Here is a 16,537-nt window from a genome sequence, read left to right on the forward strand (position 1 = left end):
TCTGACGTTCGTCACAGCAGAGACACGCCGTCGTCGTGACTCAGCATCTGTCGTCGGAGCCGGATCGGTATCGGTGGGAAGAGCCGGTTCAAGGCATCGACGGTCGCCCGCTCGCCGATCGTGAGCCGGTTCGCCCCCGGGCGTTCCCAGACGACGACCACCTCCGCGGCGGCGGCCATCCGCGCCAGTTCACCGGCGAGCGTCGCCACGGACAGCAACCCCGTCTCGTCGATCAGATCGAGTTCGATGTCGTCCACCGGAATGATCAGAGGCCGCGGCCGGTGCTCATCGTCGAAGAAGAGCAGCCACACCCGGCTCAGCACCGCGGCGCCGATCAACTCGCCCAAGAAATCGAGGAGCAGCTCGTCGGTCGTGACGGGCGAAGCGGAGTCCGCCCGATTTCGAGTTTTTGTCATGGGCCGATCTTGGGCCTCTGCACGCCCGCCGCCGGCGATCCGTCCCGATCTGTGGATAACTTTCCGCCCGAGTCCTGTTGTGCATGACGTGACATGATGCGTGCGGCGTGGTAGCGTCTGATATCGCTTACGAAAGGAATCCTCATGACTGACATCCTCATTCGAAATGTGCCGGACGATGTGATCGCCGAGATCGACTCCCACGCCGATCGGATCGGTCTCTCCCGAGTCGAGTACGTGCGACGACAGCTTCTGCGCGAATCGACTCGAACCCGGGCCCACATCACGCCTGCCGATCTCGCTGCCTCGGACGTGCGGCTGCAAGACCTGCTCGATCCCGAACTCATGGATGCTGCGTGGCGATGAGTGAGTGGCTCATCGACAAGTCGGCTCTTGTTCGACTAGGCCGGTCCGCCGATCCCATTGCGTGGGCGGAGCGCCTGGAGCGCGGACTCGTGCGGGTCTGTTCCGCGACGAGGCTGGAACTCGGATACTCCGCGCGCTCAGCGAGTGATCTGAAGACGATCATCACCACTGTTCCGGTTTCGGCATTGACGATCGAACACTTCACGCCTGCTGTCGAGGAGCGCGCGATCGAGATCCAGCGGCTCCTCGCGGAGAGGGGGCTGCACCGCGGCCCGTCCTTGGTCGACATCCTGATCGCAGCCACGGCCGAGCTCAATCGGCTGGTCGTGCTGCACGTCGACCCCGATTTCGAGACGATCAGCGAGCTGACAGGCGTGCGCGTGGAACGACTCCAGCTGGCCGCACCCGCCGAGTAGCATCGATCGGATGACGTGGCAGACCGGATAACGTTGACGGGTGCCGATCCGCATCCATCCCAGCATCCTGTCCGCCGACTTCGCGAACCTCGAGGCCGAACTCGGGCGCATCGCGAACGCCGATCTGGCGCACATCGACGTGATGGACAACCACTTCGTGCCGAACCTCACGATCGGCCTCCCGGTCGTCGAGCGGCTGCAGCAGGTGTCGCCGGTTCCGCTGGATCTGCACCTGATGATCGACGACCCCGACCGCTGGGCGCCGCTCTACGCCGAGACCGGCGCCTACTCGGTCACCTTCCATGCCGAAGCCGCCGCCGATCCGGTGAAGCTGGCCCGTGCCCTCCGTGAGCGGGGCGCCCGAGCCGGAATCGCCCTGAAGCCCGGCACCGCCGTCGAGCCGTACCTCGAGCTGCTGCCCGAGTTCGACCTGGTGCTCGTCATGACCGTCGAACCCGGCTTCGGCGGGCAGTCGTTCATGGGGTCGACCATGCCGAAACTGTCCCGGCTCTCGCACGCTGTTCGAGCATCCGGACTCGACGTCTGGATGCAGGTCGACGGCGGCATCAACGACGACACCATCGCCATCGCCGCCGAGGCCGGCGCGAACACCTTCGTGGCGGGATCCAGCGTGTTCGGCGCCGAGAGCGCCTCCGCGCAGATCGACCACCTGCGCTCGTTGGCGACCGAGCACAGCCACGACTAGTAGCCTTGACCCCGTGAAGACTTTCGACGAGCTGTTCCTCGAGCTCTCCGCCAAGGCGGTCGAGCGTCCGGCCGGTTCCGGCACGGTGCGTGAGCTCGACGCCGGCGTGCACACCATCGGCAAGAAGATCGTCGAAGAGGCCGCCGAGGTCTGGATGGCCGCCGAGTACGAGACCGACGAGAACACGGCAGAAGAGATCTCGCAGCTGCTCTACCACCTGCAGGTGCTGATGCTCGCCAAGGGGCTCACGCCCGCAGACGTCTACCGACATCTCTGAACCGCGGCATCCCTCCCTCTCGTTTCCCCTCTTCTCTGAAAGACCCCACAATGCTCAAGATCGCGGTGCCCAACAAGGGCTCCCTGTCCGAGACCGCCGCCCAGATGCTCGCCGAGGCGGGCTATCAGGGCCGTCGTGACCCTCGCGAACTGGTCGTGCTCGACCCGCGCAACGACGTCGAATTCTTCTACCTCCGCCCCCGCGACATCGCCACCTACGTCGGCTCCGGAGCGCTGGACGTGGGCATCACCGGCCGCGACCTGCTGCTGGACTCCGAGTCGACCGCCACCGAGACCGCGTCGCTGGACTTCGGCGGCTCCACCTTCCGGTTCGCCCGGCCCGAGGGCACGTCGATCGAGCTCGCCGATCTGCAGGGCGCCCGCGTGGCCACCAGCTACCCCGGCCTGGTCGGTACCTTCCTGGCCGGTCACGGCATCACCGCCACGCTCATCCGCCTCGACGGCGCGGTCGAATCGGCCGTGCGCCTCGGTGTCGCGGATGCCGTGGCCGACGTCGTGTCGACCGGTTCCACCTTGCGCAAGGCCGGCCTGGAGATCTTCGGCCCCGTCATCCTCGAATCGACCGCGGTGCTGATCAGCTCGGGAACCGCGAACCCGGGCGAGGAGACGCTGATGCGCCGGCTGCAGGGCGTGCTCGTGGCCCGGCAGTACGTTCTGATGGACTACGACGTGCCGATCGCGCAGCTCGACGACGCGTGCGCGTTGACCCCGGGCATCGAGTCGCCCACCATCTCGCCGCTGCACGACCCCGAGTGGGTCGCCGTCCGCTCGATGGTGCCGCGCCGCGACACCAACCAGGTGATGGACGCCCTGTACGCCGTGGGCGCCCGCGCCATCCTGGTCAGCTCCATCCACGCCGCGAGAATCTGATGTCGCTCGCGGTACGCGTCATCCCGTGTCTGGACGTGGCGGCCGGCCGCGTGGTGAAGGGCGTCAACTTCGAGAACCTCCGCGACGCGGGCGACCCGGTCGAACTGGCCCGGCTCTACTCCGCCCAGGGCGCCGACGAACTCACCTTCCTCGACGTGACCGCGACGGTGGATGCGCGCGACACGATGTACGACGTGGTGCGCCAGACCGCCGAGCAGGTCTTCATCCCGCTCACCGTCGGCGGGGGAGTGCGCACCACGGACGACGTGGCCAAGCTGCTCGCCCACGGCGCCGACAAGGTCGGAGTGAACAGCGCCGCGATCGCGCGACCGGCCCTGCTGAACGAGATCGCCGACCGCTTCGGCGCGCAGGTGCTGGTGCTCTCGCTCGACGTGAAGCGGTCGCCGGCCACGGCATCCGGATTCGTCGTCACCACCCACGGAGGCCGCCGCGAGACCGAGCTCGACGCCCTCGACTGGGCTCGTGAGGCCGTGCAGCGCGGCGCGGGCGAACTGCTCGTCAACTCGATCGACGCCGACGGCACAAAAGACGGCTTCGACCTCGAGCTGGTCGGCCTGATGCGCGACCTCAGCACCGTTCCCGTCATCGCCTCGGGCGGGGCAGGCCGCGTCGAGCACTTCGGGCAGGCCATCAAGGCGGGTGCGGATGCCGTGCTCGCGGCCTCGGTCTTCCACCTGCGTGAGATGACGGTCGGCGACGTGAAAGACGAATTGAAGAAGGAAGGTGTGCTCGTCCGATGAGCACCGAGAACACGGTCACCGAGGTCGCCGGCATCCTGGAGCGTGTGCGCTTCGACGACAAGGGTCTGCTGCCGGCGATCATCCAGCAGTGGGACACCTCCGAGGTGCTGATGCTGGGCTACATGAACGACGAGGCGCTGCGCCGCACGCTCACGGAGGGCCGGGTCACCTTCTGGTCGCGCTCGCGCCAGGAGTACTGGCGGAAGGGCGACACGTCCGGGCACGCCCAGTTCGTCAAGGGCGCCGCGCTGGACTGCGACGCCGACACCCTGCTCGTGCAGGTCGACCAGATCGGCGTGGCCTGCCACACCGGTGCACGCCGCTGCTTCGACGTCGATCCTCTGGCGCCGGTCGTGGGCTCGCCCTCCACCTGAGATACTCCAACCACCCCTCGCCCTCGACGGAACAGACCATGACAACCACTTCGACCGCCAGCACGACGCGCGCCGAGTTCGACGAGCTGCGCCACAGCCACCGCGTGATCCCCGTGATCCGCGACCTGTTCGCCGACGGGGAGACCCCGGTCGGCATCTACCGCAAGCTCGCAGACGGCCGGCCCGGCACCTTCCTCCTGGAATCCGCGGAGCAGGGCGGCATCTGGTCGCGGTTCTCGTTCATCGGCGTCTCCAGTTTCGGTCTGCTGACCGAGGCGGACGACCGTGCGGCCTGGATCGACCTCGGACTGCCGGTCGGGCGGGTTTTCCCGGAGGGCATGCCCGAGGGCCCGCTCGAGGCGGTCAGTGCGCTCTACGACACCTGGAAGACCCCCGCCGTCGCCGATCACCCGCCGCTCACCGGAGGCCTCGTCGGCTTCATCGGCTGGGAGTCGGTGCGCCAGATCGAGCACTTGCCCAACCGTCCGCCGGCCGATTATCCGCTGCCGAGCCAAGGGCTCTCGTTCGTCTCCGAACTCGTGGTCGTCGACCACGAACTCGGCACCGTGCAGCTCGTCGTCACGGCCCTCGCCGACGGCGACGACGAGTCCGACGCGCTCTGGGACGCCGCTCAGGCGCAACTGGATCGGCTGCAGTCGGGCATCGGCCGCCCTGCCGAGGCCTGGCTCGCGACCGCCGACTTCGGCGTCGTGGGCCAGCCCGCGCACCGCACCGAGCACGACGACTTCCTGGCCGCCATCGAGGTCGCCAAGGAGCACATCCGCGAGGGCGACATCTTCCAGGTGGTGATCGCGCAGCGCTTCGAGCTCGACTGCACCGCGCATCCGCTCGACGTCTACCGGGTGCTCCGCACGCTCAACCCGAGCCCGTACATGTACCTGCTGACGCTGGTCGACACCGACGGCGAGCCCTACCAGATCGTCGGGTCCAGTCCCGAAGCGCTCGTCAAGGTCGTGCACGGCCAGGCGCACACGCATCCGATTGCCGGTTCCAAGCCCCGCGGCGCCACCCCGCAGGAAGACGTCGACCTCGAGCACGAGCTGCTCGGCGACCAGAAGGAACGCGCCGAGCACCTGATGCTCGTCGACCTGGCCCGCAACGACCTGCTGAAGGTGTGCGAGGCCTCGTCGGTGGAGGTGACCGAGTTCATGCGGGTCGAACGATTCAGCCACATCATGCACATCGTCTCCTCGGTCGAGGGGCGGATGCGCGAGGGCGTCGACGCGATCGGCGTCTTTCGCGCCACCTTCCCGGCCGGCACCCTCTCGGGTGCTCCGAAGCCGAGGGCGCTGCAGATCATCGACGCGCTCGAGCCTTCGCAGCGCGGGGTCTACGGGGGCGTCGTGGGGTACTTCGGCTTCGGCGGCGACGCCGATCTCGCGATCGCCATCCGCACCGCGATGATCCGCGACGGCGTGGCCCGAGTGCAGGCCGGTGGCGGCCTGGTGGCCGATTCGGATCCGGAGAGCGAGTTCCAGGAATCGCAGAACAAGGCCGCGGCCCCGCTTCGCGCGGTGGCCGTGGCGAACGCCATGACGCGAGTGCGCTGATGACCGGCGCCGTCACGAACCCCGAGCGGTCCACCGCGGAGCGATCCGGCCGCCGCCTCAAGCTGCTGACGATCCTGGTCGTGCTGGTGGCGAGCGGACTCACCTTCCTCGCCTGGTCGCAGTCCTGGGGCTCCCTCACCCTCATCGCCGGTTCGAACACCGAGACCACCCTCGACGTGCCCGGGTCGGCCGCGGCCCCCGCCCTGTCGGCCCTGTCGCTCGCCGGACTCGCCCTGGCGGGCGCCCTGGCCATCGCGGGCCCGCTGATCCGGATCGTGCTCGGTGCGCTGGAGGTACTGCTCGGCGCGAGCGTGCTGTGGTCCGCCATCGGCGCGATCGCCGATCCGGTGGGCGTCGGCGCCTCCGTCGTCACCTCGAGCACCGGTGTGGCCGGCACCGCCTCCATCCGCGAACTCGTGACCCCGGCCTCGACGAGCGTCTGGCCCGCGCTCACCGTTCTCTTCGGCGCCGTGATGGTGCTGGCGGGACTGCTCATCATCGCCACGGTGCGGCGCTGGCCCGCCGCCGGCCGCCGCTACCAGGCCGTCACCTTCGAAGGGGCGGACGGGCGTCGCAGCAGCGATCCGGGCGACTTCTTCGATGAGGAGATGGGCGACGAGCAGCCGGGCGACGACGAGCCGGGCGACGGGCAGCCGGGCCGGAAGAACGCTCCGGATGCCGCATCCGCGCCCGAGACGGCCGACGATCCCGAGGGGGCCGCGACGCTCTCCCGCGACACCGCGGTCGACAACTGGGACGATCTGACCCGGGGAACAGACCCGACCCGATGACCCGACCCGTTGACCCGGCTCGCTGACCGGTCATCCCGAACCGCTCCCCGGCACCGGTAGACTTTTGCAGGTACCACCCGCCGAGACAGGAAGAGAACGATGAGCCACGAAGAGGAAGAACTGGGCGAAGGCCACTCGCTCGCCGCTTGGACCGCCGTCGTGGTGTCGCTGGTCGGCATCGCCATTGGCACGGTCGCGTTCTTCTTCGCCATCGTCTGGCTGGTTTGGGCTGCGGCGGGGCTGACGCTGCTCGGCTTCATCCTGGGCTTCGCGCTGTCCAGGGCCGGTTACGGCGTGAACGGCTCGCGCACACTCGCCAGGGAGCACTGACCGACGTGCTCGCCGATCTCGTAGCCGGAGCGCTCGAGGACGCGGCGGAGCGGCAGACGGCCACTGGCCTCGCCGAGGTGGAGGCGGCGGCGTTGGCCGCTGCACCCGCACTCGATGCCCTGTCGTTCCTCGCGCCCGCCGAGCAGATCAAGGTGATCGCCGAGGTGAAACGCGCGAGCCCCTCGCGCGGGTCGCTGGCCACGATCCAGGATCCCGCCGACCTCGCCGCGCGGTACGCCGCCGGCGGCGCCAGCGCCATCAGCGTGCTCACCGAGCAGCGCAAGTTCCTGGGTTCCCTGGCCGACCTCGAAGCCGTGCGTGCCGCGGTGAGCGTGCCGGTGCTGCGCAAAGACTTCATCGCTACCGAGTACCAGGTGCTCGAGGCCCGCGCGGCCGGAGCCGACCTCGTGCTGCTGATCGTCGCCGCGCTCGACCAGCCGACGCTCGTGCGCCTGCACGAATTCATCCGCTCGCTCGGGATGACTCCGCTGGTCGAGACGCACGATGCCGTCGAGGTCTCGCGCGCCGTCGACCTCGGTGCCGAACTGCTGGGCGTGAACGCCCGCAATCTCAGCACCTTCGAACTCGACCAGGACCTGTTCGGCCGGCTCGCCGACCGCATCCCGGCCGGAACCATCAAGGTGGCCGAGTCCGCCGTCAAGAACGCCGCCGACGTGGCCCATTACCGCGCAGCCGGAGCCGATGTCGTGCTCGTCGGCGAAGCCCTCGTGACCGGAGAGAATCCGGTCGCGACACTGAAGGAGTTCCTCTCCGTATGACCGCCACCACTTCTCTCCGCGACGAGGCCGGCCCGTTCTTCGGCGACTTCGGCGGACGATTCATGCCCGAGTCGCTGATCGCGGCCCTCGACGAGCTCGACGCCGCCTACCAGCTGGCCAAGGCCGACCCCGAGTTCCACCGCGAGCTCGCCGAGCTCGGCCGCACCTACACGGGCCGGCCCTCGATCATCACCGAGGTACCGCGTTTCGCGAAGCACGCCGGGGGAGCGCGCATCCTGCTGAAGCGCGAAGACCTCAACCACACCGGCTCGCACAAGATCAACAACGTGCTCGGGCAGGCCCTGCTGGCCAAGCGGATCGGCAAGAACCGGCTGATCGCCGAGACCGGAGCCGGCCAGCACGGTGTCGCCACGGCGACCGCGGCCGCCCTCTTCGGCATGGAGTGCGTCGTCTACATGGGCGAGGTCGACACCGAGCGCCAGGCCCTGAACGTGGCCCGGATGCGCCTGCTCGGCGCCGAGGTCATCCCGGTCACCAGCGGCACCCGCACCCTGAAGGACGCGCTCAACGAGGCCTTCCGCGACTGGGTGGCGAACGTGGAGAGCACGCACTACCTGCTCGGCACCGTCGCGGGCCCGCATCCGTTCCCCGTGATGGTGCGCGACTTCGTCAAGGTCATCGGCGAGGAGGCGCGCCAGCAGGTCATCGACCTGACCGGTGCGCTCCCGGATGCCGTCACGGCCTGCGTGGGCGGCGGATCGAACGCGATCGGCATCTTCCACGCCTTCCTCGACGACGCCTCGGTGGGCCTCTACGGCTACGAAGCCGCCGGCGACGGCGTCGACACGCTGAAACACGCGGCCACCATCACGATGGGCCGGCCCGGCGTGCTGCACGGCTCGCGCAGCATGATGCTGCAAGACGACGACGGCCAGACCCTCGACTCCCACTCGATCTCGGCGGGCCTGGACTACCCGGGCGTCGGGCCCGAGCACGCCTGGCTCTCCTCGATCGGCCGGGCGAACTACCGCCCGATCACCGATGAGGCCGCGATGGCCGCGTTCCGCCTGCTCTGCACCACGGAGGGCATCATCCCCGCCATCGAGTCGGCGCACGCCCTCGCCGGCACTCTCGAGCTCGGCCGTGAGCTGGGGCCGGATGCCACCATCCTGGTCAATCTCTCGGGCCGGGGAGACAAAGACGTGGAGACCGCCGGACGCTACTTCGACGTGCTCGACGAGCAGGGGAACATCACCGCATGACCGACGTGCAGACTCCGAGCCGGCCTCTCGCCGCCTCGCCCGTGGCCTCCGCCATCGCGACGGCCAACACCGACCGCGCCGGTGCCCTCGTGGGCTACCTGCCCGTGGGCTTCCCCGACCTCGACACCAGCATCGACGCGGCCGTGGCCCTGGTCGAGAACGGCGTCGACGTGCTCGAGCTCGGCCTGCCCTACTCCGACCCCGTGATGGACGGGCCGGTCATCCAGGCCGCGACGGTCAAGGCGCTGGAGGGCGGCATCCGTCTGAAGGACGCCTTCACGGCCGTGGAGCGCATCCGGGCCCGGGTGGATGCTCCGGTGCTGCTCATGACGTACTGGAACCCGGTGCTGCAGTACGGTGTCGACCGTTTCGCCGACGACCTCGTGTCGGCCGGCGGCGCAGGCCTGATCACCCCCGACCTCACGGTCGACTCCGGCGCCGACTGGCTCGCCGCGAGCGACCGCACGGGCCTGGATCGGGTCTTCCTGGCCGCCCCCACCTCCACCGACGAGCGACTGCGCCTGGCGATCGAGAACAGCCGCGGATTCGTGTACACCGTCTCCACGATGGGCATCACCGGTGCCCGGGCCGACCTCGACGCCGCCGCCCGCAGCCTCGTGGCGCGCCTGCGCGAGCAGGGCGGCGACAGCCTGTGCGTCGGCATCGGCATCTCGACCGCCGAGCAGATCGCCGAGATCCTGGGCTACGCCGACGGCGCCATCGTCGGGTCCGCCCTGGTGAAGGCCCTCTCCGACGGAGGTGTCCCGGCCGTCGGCCGGCTCGCCGCCGAACTCGCCGCCGGCACCCGCCGCTGAGAACCGCCCGGTGAGGCGGTCAGGGTCGCCGTAACCGCGGATGCCGCCCGCTGAGGTAGAATCGACCGACCCGAGCGCCACAAGTGAAATCGGTGCGCATTCCCTCGTCCGCGTAGATCAGCAGCGGAATTCCTGATAGTCATGGGCCATCGATGTCCCAGTTCCCTTAGAAACACGCAGAGGACGGTTCTCCATGGCCGAATCGAGCCAGAAGTATCCCGGAAATCCCTTCGCTTCCAGCGCGCTTCCGGCCTTCGCTTTCAGCGCTCTCCCGGCCGCTCAGGGCCTGTACGACCCGGCGGACGAGAAAGACGCGTGCGGCCTCGCCATGGTCGCCACGCTCCGCGGCACCGCCGGTCACGACATCATCGACACCGCGCTCGGCGCGCTGCGCAACCTCGAGCACCGCGGTGCGATCGGCTCGGACGCGGGCACCGGCGACGGCGCGGGCATCCTGACCCAGATCCCGGATGCGTTCCTGCGCGCCGTGGCCCCCGCCGAGCTGCCCCCGGTGGGCCGCTACGCCGTCGGCAACGCCTTCCTGCCGCTGGATGAGGCCGAGCGCCGCGCGGTCATGGACACCATCGCCGGCCTCGCCGAGCAGGAAGACCTGCGCATCCTGGGCTGGCGCGAGGTGCCCGTGCGCCCCGACGAGCTCGGCCGTCTCGCCCGCGACGCCATGCCGGCCATCTGGCAGCTGTTCGTGCAGTCGACCCGCACCACCGAATCCGGAGCCACCCTGTCGGGCCTGCCGCTGGACCGCCAGGCGTTCCGCCTGCGCAAGCGCGCCGAGCTCGAGCACAAGGTGTACTTCATGTCGCTGTCGTGCCGCACCATCACCTACAAGGGGATGGTCACCACGCTGCAGCTCGAGCCGTTCTACCCCGACCTCTCCGACGAGCGCTTCGCGTCGAAGCTGGCTCTCGTGCACTCGCGCTACTCCACCAACACCTTCCCGTCGTGGCCGCTCGCGCAGCCGCTGCGGATGATGGCGCACAACGGCGAGATCAACACCGTGCAGGGCAACCGCAACTGGATGCGCGCCCGGCAGTCGCAGCTCGAGTCCGAGCTGCTCGGCGACCTCAGCCCGCTCTACCCGATCGTCACGCCCGGCCTGTCCGACTCCGGGTCGTTCGACGAGGTGGTGGAACTGCTCACGCTGGCCGGCCGTTCGCTGCCGCACGCCATCATGATGATGGTGCCGGAGGCCTGGGAGAACCAGACCGACTTCGAAGACGCCCGCCGCGCCTTCTACGAGTACCACTCCATGCTGATGGAGCCGTGGGACGGCCCCGCCGCGCTCATCTTCACCGACGGCACGCTCGTCGGTGCCACGCTCGACCGCAACGGCCTGCGCCCCGGCCGGTACCTCATCACCGACGACGGTCTGGTCATCCTCGCCAGCGAGATCGGCGTGAGCCCCGACATCGAGCCCTCGAAGGTCGTGCGCAAGGGCCGTCTGCGCCCCGGCAAGATGTTCCTGGTCGACACCGCTGCGGGCCGCCTGATCGAAGACGACGAGATCAAGGCCGAGCTCGCCGCGGCCGAGCCCTATGCGGCGTGGCTCGACGAGGGCCGCATCAACCTGCGCGACCTGCCCGAGCGCGAGCACATCGTGCACACCCCCGCCTCGGTCACCCGTCGCCAGCGCACCTTCGGCTACACCGAGGAGGAGGTGCGCATCCTTCTCACGCCGATGGCGAAGAACGCCGCCGAGCCCCTCGGCGCGATGGGTTCCGACACCCCGATCGCCGTGCTGAGCCAGCGCCCGCGCCTGCTGTTCGACTACTTCACGCAGCAGTTCGCCCAGGTGACGAACCCGCCGCTGGACTCCATCCGCGAAGAGGTCGTCACGAGCCTGCGCCTCGGCCTCGGCCCCGAGCGCAACCTGCTCGACGCCACGCCCGAGCACAGCCGCCAGATCATCCTCGACTTCCCGGTGATCGACAACGACGAGCTCGCGAAGATCCAGCACATCGACCCGTCGTCCGGCAGCCGCCTCACCACCACGGTGAAGGGCCTGTACCGGGTCGACGAGGGCCCCAAGGCGATGCAGAACCGCATCGCGGCGATGTGCGCCGAGGTCGACGAGGCGATCGAGGCCGGTGCGCAGTTCATCGTGCTCTCCGACCGCGACTCCAACAAAGACCTGGCGCCGGTTCCCTCCCTGCTGATGCTCGGCGGTGTGCACCATCACCTCATCCGCAAGCAGACGCGGATGAAGGTGGGCATCATCGTCGAGGCCGGCGACGTGCGCGAGGTGCACCACGTCGCGCTGCTGATCGGCTACGGCGCGAGCGCGGTGAACCCCTACCTCGCGATGGAGACGTGCGAGAACCTGGTGCGCTCCGGCGTCATCACCGGCGTCACGCCCGAGAAGGCCGTCAAGAACCTGATCAAGGCGCTCGGCAAGGGCGTGCTCAAGATCATGTCGAAGATGGGCATCTCGACGGTGTCGTCCTACGCCGGCGCGCAGACCTTCGAGGCCGTGGGGCTCGCCCCCGACTTCGTGAGCGAGTACTTCACCGGCACCTCGTCGAAGCTCGGCGGCGTCGGGATCGACGTGATCGCGGCCGAGAGTGCCGCCCGTCACGCCGCGGCCTATCCCGAAGACGGCGCCATCACCGTGCACGAGCCCCTGGCCGTGGGCGGCGAGTACCAGTGGCGCCGCGAGGGCCCGCCGCACCTGTTCAACCCCGACACGGTGTTCCGGCTGCAGCACGCGACCCGTGCGCGCCGGTACGACATCTTCCGCGAGTACACCCAGCTGGTCGACGACCAGGCCGAGAACCTGATGACGATGCGAGGGCTGTTCAAGCTGCGCACCGGCGTGCGCCCGGCGGTGCCGATCGACGAGGTCGAGTCGGTCGAGTCGATCGTCAAGCGCTTCTCGACGGGAGCGATGAGCTACGGATCGATCTCGAAAGAGGCCCACGAGACGCTCGCCATCGCGATGAACCGCCTGGGCGGCAAGTCGAACACGGGTGAGGGCGGCGAAGACGTCGACCGCCTGCTCGACCCCGAGCGGCGCAGCGCCATCAAGCAGGTCGCCTCCGGCCGGTTCGGCGTGACGAGCATGTACCTCACGCACGCCACTGACATCCAGATCAAGATGGCGCAGGGCGCGAAGCCCGGCGAGGGCGGCCAGCTGCCGCCCACGAAGGTGTATCCGTGGGTCGCCCGCACCCGGCACGCCACGGCCGGCGTCGGCCTCATCTCGCCGCCGCCGCACCACGACATCTACTCGATCGAAGACCTCAAGCAGCTCATCTTCGACGTCAAGCGCGCCAACCCCGAGGCCCGCGTGCACGTGAAGCTGGTGAGCCAGAACGGCATCGGCGCGGTCGCGGCCGGCGTCACCAAGGCCCTGGCCGATGTGGTGCTCGTCTCCGGCCACGACGGCGGTACCGGCGCCAGCCCGCTCAACTCGCTGAAGCACGCGGGAACGCCTTGGGAGATCGGCCTCGCCGAGACCCAGCAGACCCTGATGCTGAACGGGATGCGCGACCGCGTGGTCGTGCAGGTCGACGGTCAGATGAAGACCGGCCGCGACGTGATCGTCGGCGCTCTTCTCGGAGCCGAGGAATTCGGGTTCGCCACCGCTCCGCTCGTGGTGGAGGGCTGCATCCTGATGCGCGTCTGCCACCTCGACACCTGCCCGGTGGGCGTGGCCACGCAGAACCCCGAGCTGCGCGCCCGGTTCTCGGGCAAGCCCGAGTTCGTGGTGAACTTCTTCGAGTTCCTGGCCCAGGAGGTGCGCGAGTACCTCGCCGAGCTCGGCTTCCGCTCGATCGAGGAGATCGTCGGACGCAACGAGCTGCTCGACGTCAACGCGGCGATCGAGCACTTCAAGACGGACGGTCTCGACCTCGCGCCGATCCTCGTCGGCCCCGACTTCGCCGACGACGAGCCGCGCTCGAACGCCCGCGGCCAGGAGCACGAGCTCGAGAAGCACTTCGACGTGCGCCTGATCCACGAGGCCGTCTCCGCGCTCGACCACGGCGAGCCGGTGGCCATCACGCTGCCGATCCGCAACACCGAGCGTGCGGTCGGCACGATGCTCGGTCACGAGGTCACCAAGCGCCATGGCGAACAGGGCCTGCCCGACGGCACGATCCAGATCACGCTGCTCGGCTCGGCCGGTCAGTCGCTCGGCGCGTTCCTCCCCGGCGGCATCACGCTGCGCCTGGAGGGCGACTCCAACGACTACGTGGGCAAGGGCCTGTCCGGTGGGCAGATCATCCTGCGCCCCTCGCGCGAGTCGGTGTTCCCGGCCGAGCGCAACGTGATCGCCGGCAACGTGATCGGCTACGGGGCGACCCGCGGCAGCATGTTCCTGCGCGGCATCGTGGGGGAGCGGTTCCTGGTGCGCAACTCCGGCGCGACCGCGGTGGTGGAGGGCGTGGGCGACCACGCGCTCGAGTACATGACCGGTGGCCTCGCGCTGATCCTCGGATCGACCGGGCGCAACCTCGGCGCCGGCATGTCCGGCGGCACCGCCTACATCCACGACCTGCACCCCGAGCGGGTGAACGCCGACTCGCTCGGCTCCGGCGAGCTGCAGCTGCTGCCGCTCGGTGGCGCCGACATCGAGATCGTGCGCGACCTGCTGCAGCGTCACGAGGCCGAGACCGGATCGCCGCTGGCGGCCCGGATGCTCGCCGATTTCGACACGACCATCTCCGCCTTCACCAAGGTGCTGCCGCGTGACTACGCGGCGGTGCTCGCCACCCGGCAGACGGCGGTCGAAGAAGGACTCGATCCCGACGGCGACGTCGTCTGGGGACGTATTTTGGAGGTGACAGGTGGCTGATCCCAAGGGCTTCCTGAAGACGCAGGAGCGCGAGCTCCCGGCCCGCCGGCCGGTTTCCGTGCGGCTGATGGACTGGAAAGAGGTCTACGAGCAGGGCGACGCCGCGACGATCCGTCGTCAGGCCGGGCGCTGTATGGACTGCGGCATCCCGTTCTGCCACCACGGCTGCCCGCTCGGCAACCTGATCCCGGAGTGGAACGACCTCACCTGGCGCGACGAGGGCCGTCAGGCCATCGAGCGGCTGCACGCCACGAACAACTTCCCGGAGTTCACCGGGCGGCTGTGCCCGGCGCCCTGCGAGTCGTCGTGCGTGCTGGGCATCAACCAGCCCGCCGTGACGATCAAGCAGGTCGAGGTCTCGATCATCGATCAGGCCTTCGCCAACGGATGGGTGACCCCGCATCCGCCGGAGCGTCTCACCGGCAAGACCATCGCGGTCGTCGGATCGGGCCCCGCGGGCCTCGCCGCCGCCCAGCAGCTCACCCGGGCCGGCCACACGGTGGCGGTCTACGAGCGCGACGACCGCATCGGCGGCCTGCTGCGCTACGGCATCCCCGACTTCAAGATGGAGAAGAAGCACCTCGAGGGCCGTCTCACGCAGATGATGGCCGAGGGCACCCGCTTCCGCGCCGGCATCGAGATCGGCGTCGACATCACCTGGGACGACCTGCGCGCCCGCTACGACGCCGTGATCGTCTGCACCGGGGCCACCGTTCCGCGTGACCTGCCCATCCCGGGCCGCGACCTCGACGGCGTGCACTACGCCATGGAGTACCTCGTGCAGCAGAACAAGGTCGGCGCGGGCGACGACATCCTCGGCCAGATCGACGCCGAGGGCAAGCACGTGGTCGTGCTCGGCGGTGGCGACACCGGAGCCGACTGCATCGGCACCGCGCACCGTCAGGGTGCTCTCTCGGTCACCAACCTCGCCATCGGCAAGCAGCCGCCGGCCGAGCGGCCCGAGAACCAGCCCTGGCCGATGTTCCCGAACCTGTTCGAGGTCGCCAGTGCCCACGAAGAGGGCGGCGAGCGCAAGTTCCTGGCCTCCACGGTCGAGTTCCTCTCCAACGACCAGGGCGAGGTGCGCGCCATCCGCGTGGCCGAGACCGAATACCTCGACGGCCGCCGGGTTCCCAAGGCCGGCACCGAGCACGAGATCCCCGCCGACCTGGTGCTGCTGGCGCTCGGCTTCACGGGAGCGGAGTCGGACGAGATCTCGGGCCAGCTGGGCCCGCAGTTCGACGCCCGCGGCAACGTGGAGCGCGACGGCGACTACCAGAGCACCATCCCCGGCGTGTTCGTGGCCGGCGACGCGGGCCGCGGGCAGTCGCTGATCGTCTGGGCGATCGCCGAGGGCCGCGCGGCCGCTTCGGCCGTCGACCGCTACCTGGAAGGTAAGACGGAGCTGCCGTTCCCGGTCAAGCCGACCGACCGCGCCATCTCGGTCTGATAGCCTCCCAACCGAATTCATCCTGAACCTCCTCCCACCACCACCACACCATGCGCCTCGGCGCAGATTTCGGAGCAGTACACACTGATGAGACGCGCGAAGATCGTCGCAACACTCGGGCCGGCGACGTCGACCTACGAAACCATCCGGGCCATCATCGACGCGGGCGTCGACGTCGCGCGGATGAACCTCAGCCACGGCAGCTACGACGTGCACGAGGCCGTCTACCGCAACGTGCGCCAGGCGGCGGACGACTCCGGCCGCGCCGTGGCCGTGCTGGTCGACCTGCAGGGCCCGAAGATCCGGCTCGGCAAGTTCGAGAACGGCCCCTACGACCTCGCCGAGGGTGACATCTTCAAGATCACCATCGACGATATCATCGGCAACAAGGAGATCTCCTCCACCACCTACAAGGGCCTGCCCGACGACGTCGCTCCTGGCGACCCGCTGCTGATCGACGACGGCAAGGTGGGGCTCCGCGTGCTGGAGACCGACGGCACCGTCGTCACGACGCGCGTCGAGGTCCCCGGTGCGGTGTCGAACAACAAGGGCATCAACC

At 69.2% G+C, this 16,537-nt stretch carries 17 protein-coding genes; 16 read left to right on the top strand and 1 reads right to left on the bottom strand.

The window, feature by feature from the left end; all coding sequences use genetic code 11:
• Nucleotides 1-11: 11 nt before the first annotated feature.
• The gene (locus Q0D75_RS17160) at nt 12-347 is read right to left on the bottom strand and encodes a hypothetical protein (protein WP_291056165.1); all 336 of its coding nucleotides are present in this window, start codon (nt 345-347) and stop codon (nt 12-14) included.
• A gap of 213 nt (nt 348-560) precedes the next feature.
• On the opposite strand from Q0D75_RS17160, the gene Q0D75_RS17165 reads away from it, so the two are divergent.
• From Q0D75_RS17165 to Q0D75_RS17240, 16 genes are all read left to right on the top strand, one after another.
• Nucleotides 561-782 (top strand): antitoxin, encoded by a 222-nt coding sequence (locus Q0D75_RS17165; RefSeq protein ID WP_291056167.1) that lies wholly within the window; start codon nt 561-563, stop codon nt 780-782.
• The gene (locus Q0D75_RS17170; protein WP_291056169.1) at nt 779-1,198 is read left to right on the top strand and encodes a PIN domain nuclease; all 420 of its coding nucleotides are present in this window, start codon (nt 779-781) and stop codon (nt 1,196-1,198) included. Before Q0D75_RS17165 ends, Q0D75_RS17170 begins: the two co-directional genes overlap by 4 nt.
• Nucleotides 1,199-1,238: 40 nt before the next feature.
• Nucleotides 1,239-1,904 carry a ribulose-phosphate 3-epimerase gene (rpe, locus tag Q0D75_RS17175; RefSeq protein WP_291056171.1) on the top strand — a complete coding sequence of 222 codons (666 nt, stop codon included), beginning with the start codon at nt 1,239-1,241 and terminating at the stop codon, nt 1,902-1,904.
• Nucleotides 1,905-1,917: 13 nt separating this feature from the next.
• A complete protein-coding gene (locus Q0D75_RS17180) occupies nt 1,918-2,181 on the top strand; it encodes a phosphoribosyl-ATP diphosphatase (RefSeq protein WP_291056173.1) in 264 nt (87 codons plus the stop codon).
• A gap of 50 nt (nt 2,182-2,231) precedes the next feature.
• Entirely contained in the window at nt 2,232-3,071 is an 840-nt protein-coding gene (gene hisG, locus Q0D75_RS17185) for an ATP phosphoribosyltransferase (RefSeq protein WP_291056176.1), read from the top strand.
• A complete protein-coding gene (hisF, locus tag Q0D75_RS17190; RefSeq protein ID WP_291056179.1) occupies nt 3,071-3,832 on the top strand; it encodes an imidazole glycerol phosphate synthase subunit HisF in 762 nt (253 codons plus the stop codon). The genes hisG and hisF overlap by 1 nt, the downstream gene beginning before the upstream one ends.
• On the top strand, nt 3,829-4,206 hold the full coding sequence (hisI, locus tag Q0D75_RS17195) for a phosphoribosyl-AMP cyclohydrolase (protein WP_291056183.1): 378 nt from the start codon (nt 3,829-3,831) through the stop codon (nt 4,204-4,206). Before hisF ends, hisI begins: the two co-directional genes overlap by 4 nt.
• A gap of 38 nt (nt 4,207-4,244) precedes the next feature.
• The gene (locus Q0D75_RS17200) at nt 4,245-5,777 is read left to right on the top strand and encodes an anthranilate synthase component I (protein WP_291056185.1); all 1,533 of its coding nucleotides are present in this window, start codon (nt 4,245-4,247) and stop codon (nt 5,775-5,777) included.
• Nucleotides 5,777-6,568 (top strand): Trp biosynthesis-associated membrane protein, encoded by a 792-nt coding sequence (locus tag Q0D75_RS17205; protein ID WP_291056189.1) that lies wholly within the window; start codon nt 5,777-5,779, stop codon nt 6,566-6,568. Before Q0D75_RS17200 ends, Q0D75_RS17205 begins: the two co-directional genes overlap by 1 nt.
• Nucleotides 6,569-6,667: 99 nt before the next feature.
• Nucleotides 6,668-6,898, top strand: coding sequence for a DUF6704 family protein (locus tag Q0D75_RS17210; RefSeq protein ID WP_291056192.1), 231 nt, complete (start codon nt 6,668-6,670; stop codon nt 6,896-6,898).
• 5 nt (nt 6,899-6,903) lie between these two features.
• On the top strand, nt 6,904-7,677 hold the full coding sequence (gene trpC, locus Q0D75_RS17215) for an indole-3-glycerol phosphate synthase TrpC (RefSeq protein WP_291056195.1): 774 nt from the start codon (nt 6,904-6,906) through the stop codon (nt 7,675-7,677).
• The gene (trpB, locus tag Q0D75_RS17220; protein ID WP_291056197.1) at nt 7,674-8,900 is read left to right on the top strand and encodes a tryptophan synthase subunit beta; all 1,227 of its coding nucleotides are present in this window, start codon (nt 7,674-7,676) and stop codon (nt 8,898-8,900) included. Before trpC ends, trpB begins: the two co-directional genes overlap by 4 nt.
• Nucleotides 8,897-9,715 (top strand): tryptophan synthase subunit alpha, encoded by an 819-nt coding sequence (gene trpA / locus Q0D75_RS17225; protein WP_291056200.1) that lies wholly within the window; start codon nt 8,897-8,899, stop codon nt 9,713-9,715. The genes trpB and trpA overlap by 4 nt, the downstream gene beginning before the upstream one ends.
• A gap of 193 nt (nt 9,716-9,908) precedes the next feature.
• The gene (gltB, locus tag Q0D75_RS17230) at nt 9,909-14,528 is read left to right on the top strand and encodes a glutamate synthase large subunit (protein WP_291056203.1); all 4,620 of its coding nucleotides are present in this window, start codon (nt 9,909-9,911) and stop codon (nt 14,526-14,528) included.
• Complete coding sequence (locus tag Q0D75_RS17235) at nt 14,521-15,978, top strand: glutamate synthase subunit beta (RefSeq protein ID WP_291056206.1); 1,458 nt, start codon at nt 14,521-14,523, stop codon at nt 15,976-15,978. The genes gltB and Q0D75_RS17235 overlap by 8 nt, the downstream gene beginning before the upstream one ends.
• A gap of 87 nt (nt 15,979-16,065) precedes the next feature.
• The coding region (locus Q0D75_RS17240) for a pyruvate kinase (RefSeq protein ID WP_291056209.1) at nt 16,066-16,537 on the top strand (472 nt) is incomplete at its 3' end.

It is taken from the genome of Herbiconiux sp. (genome assembly GCF_023264855.1).
GTDB lineage: Bacteria > Actinomycetota > Actinomycetes > Actinomycetales > Microbacteriaceae > Herbiconiux.

Excerpts from the sequence above, each read along its gene's own strand:
- trpB (WP_291056197.1), top strand. The coding sequence starts at position 7,674 with ATGACCGCCACCACTTCTCTCCGCGACGAGGCCGGCCCGTTCTTCGGC.
- hisI (WP_291056183.1), top strand. The coding sequence starts at position 3,829 with ATGAGCACCGAGAACACGGTCACCGAGGTCGCCGGCATCCTGGAGCGT.
- Q0D75_RS17200 (WP_291056185.1), top strand. The coding sequence starts at position 4,245 with ATGACAACCACTTCGACCGCCAGCACGACGCGCGCCGAGTTCGACGAG.
- Q0D75_RS17205 (WP_291056189.1), top strand. The coding sequence starts at position 5,777 with ATGACCGGCGCCGTCACGAACCCCGAGCGGTCCACCGCGGAGCGATCC.
- gltB (WP_291056203.1), top strand. The coding sequence starts at position 9,909 with ATGGCCGAATCGAGCCAGAAGTATCCCGGAAATCCCTTCGCTTCCAGC.
- hisG (WP_291056176.1), top strand. The coding sequence starts at position 2,232 with ATGCTCAAGATCGCGGTGCCCAACAAGGGCTCCCTGTCCGAGACCGCC.
- Q0D75_RS17170 (WP_291056169.1), top strand. The coding sequence starts at position 779 with ATGAGTGAGTGGCTCATCGACAAGTCGGCTCTTGTTCGACTAGGCCGG.
- hisF (WP_291056179.1), top strand. The coding sequence starts at position 3,071 with ATGTCGCTCGCGGTACGCGTCATCCCGTGTCTGGACGTGGCGGCCGGC.
- trpA (WP_291056200.1), top strand. The coding sequence starts at position 8,897 with ATGACCGACGTGCAGACTCCGAGCCGGCCTCTCGCCGCCTCGCCCGTG.
- Q0D75_RS17165 (WP_291056167.1), top strand. The coding sequence starts at position 561 with ATGACTGACATCCTCATTCGAAATGTGCCGGACGATGTGATCGCCGAG.
- Q0D75_RS17210 (WP_291056192.1), top strand. The coding sequence starts at position 6,668 with ATGAGCCACGAAGAGGAAGAACTGGGCGAAGGCCACTCGCTCGCCGCT.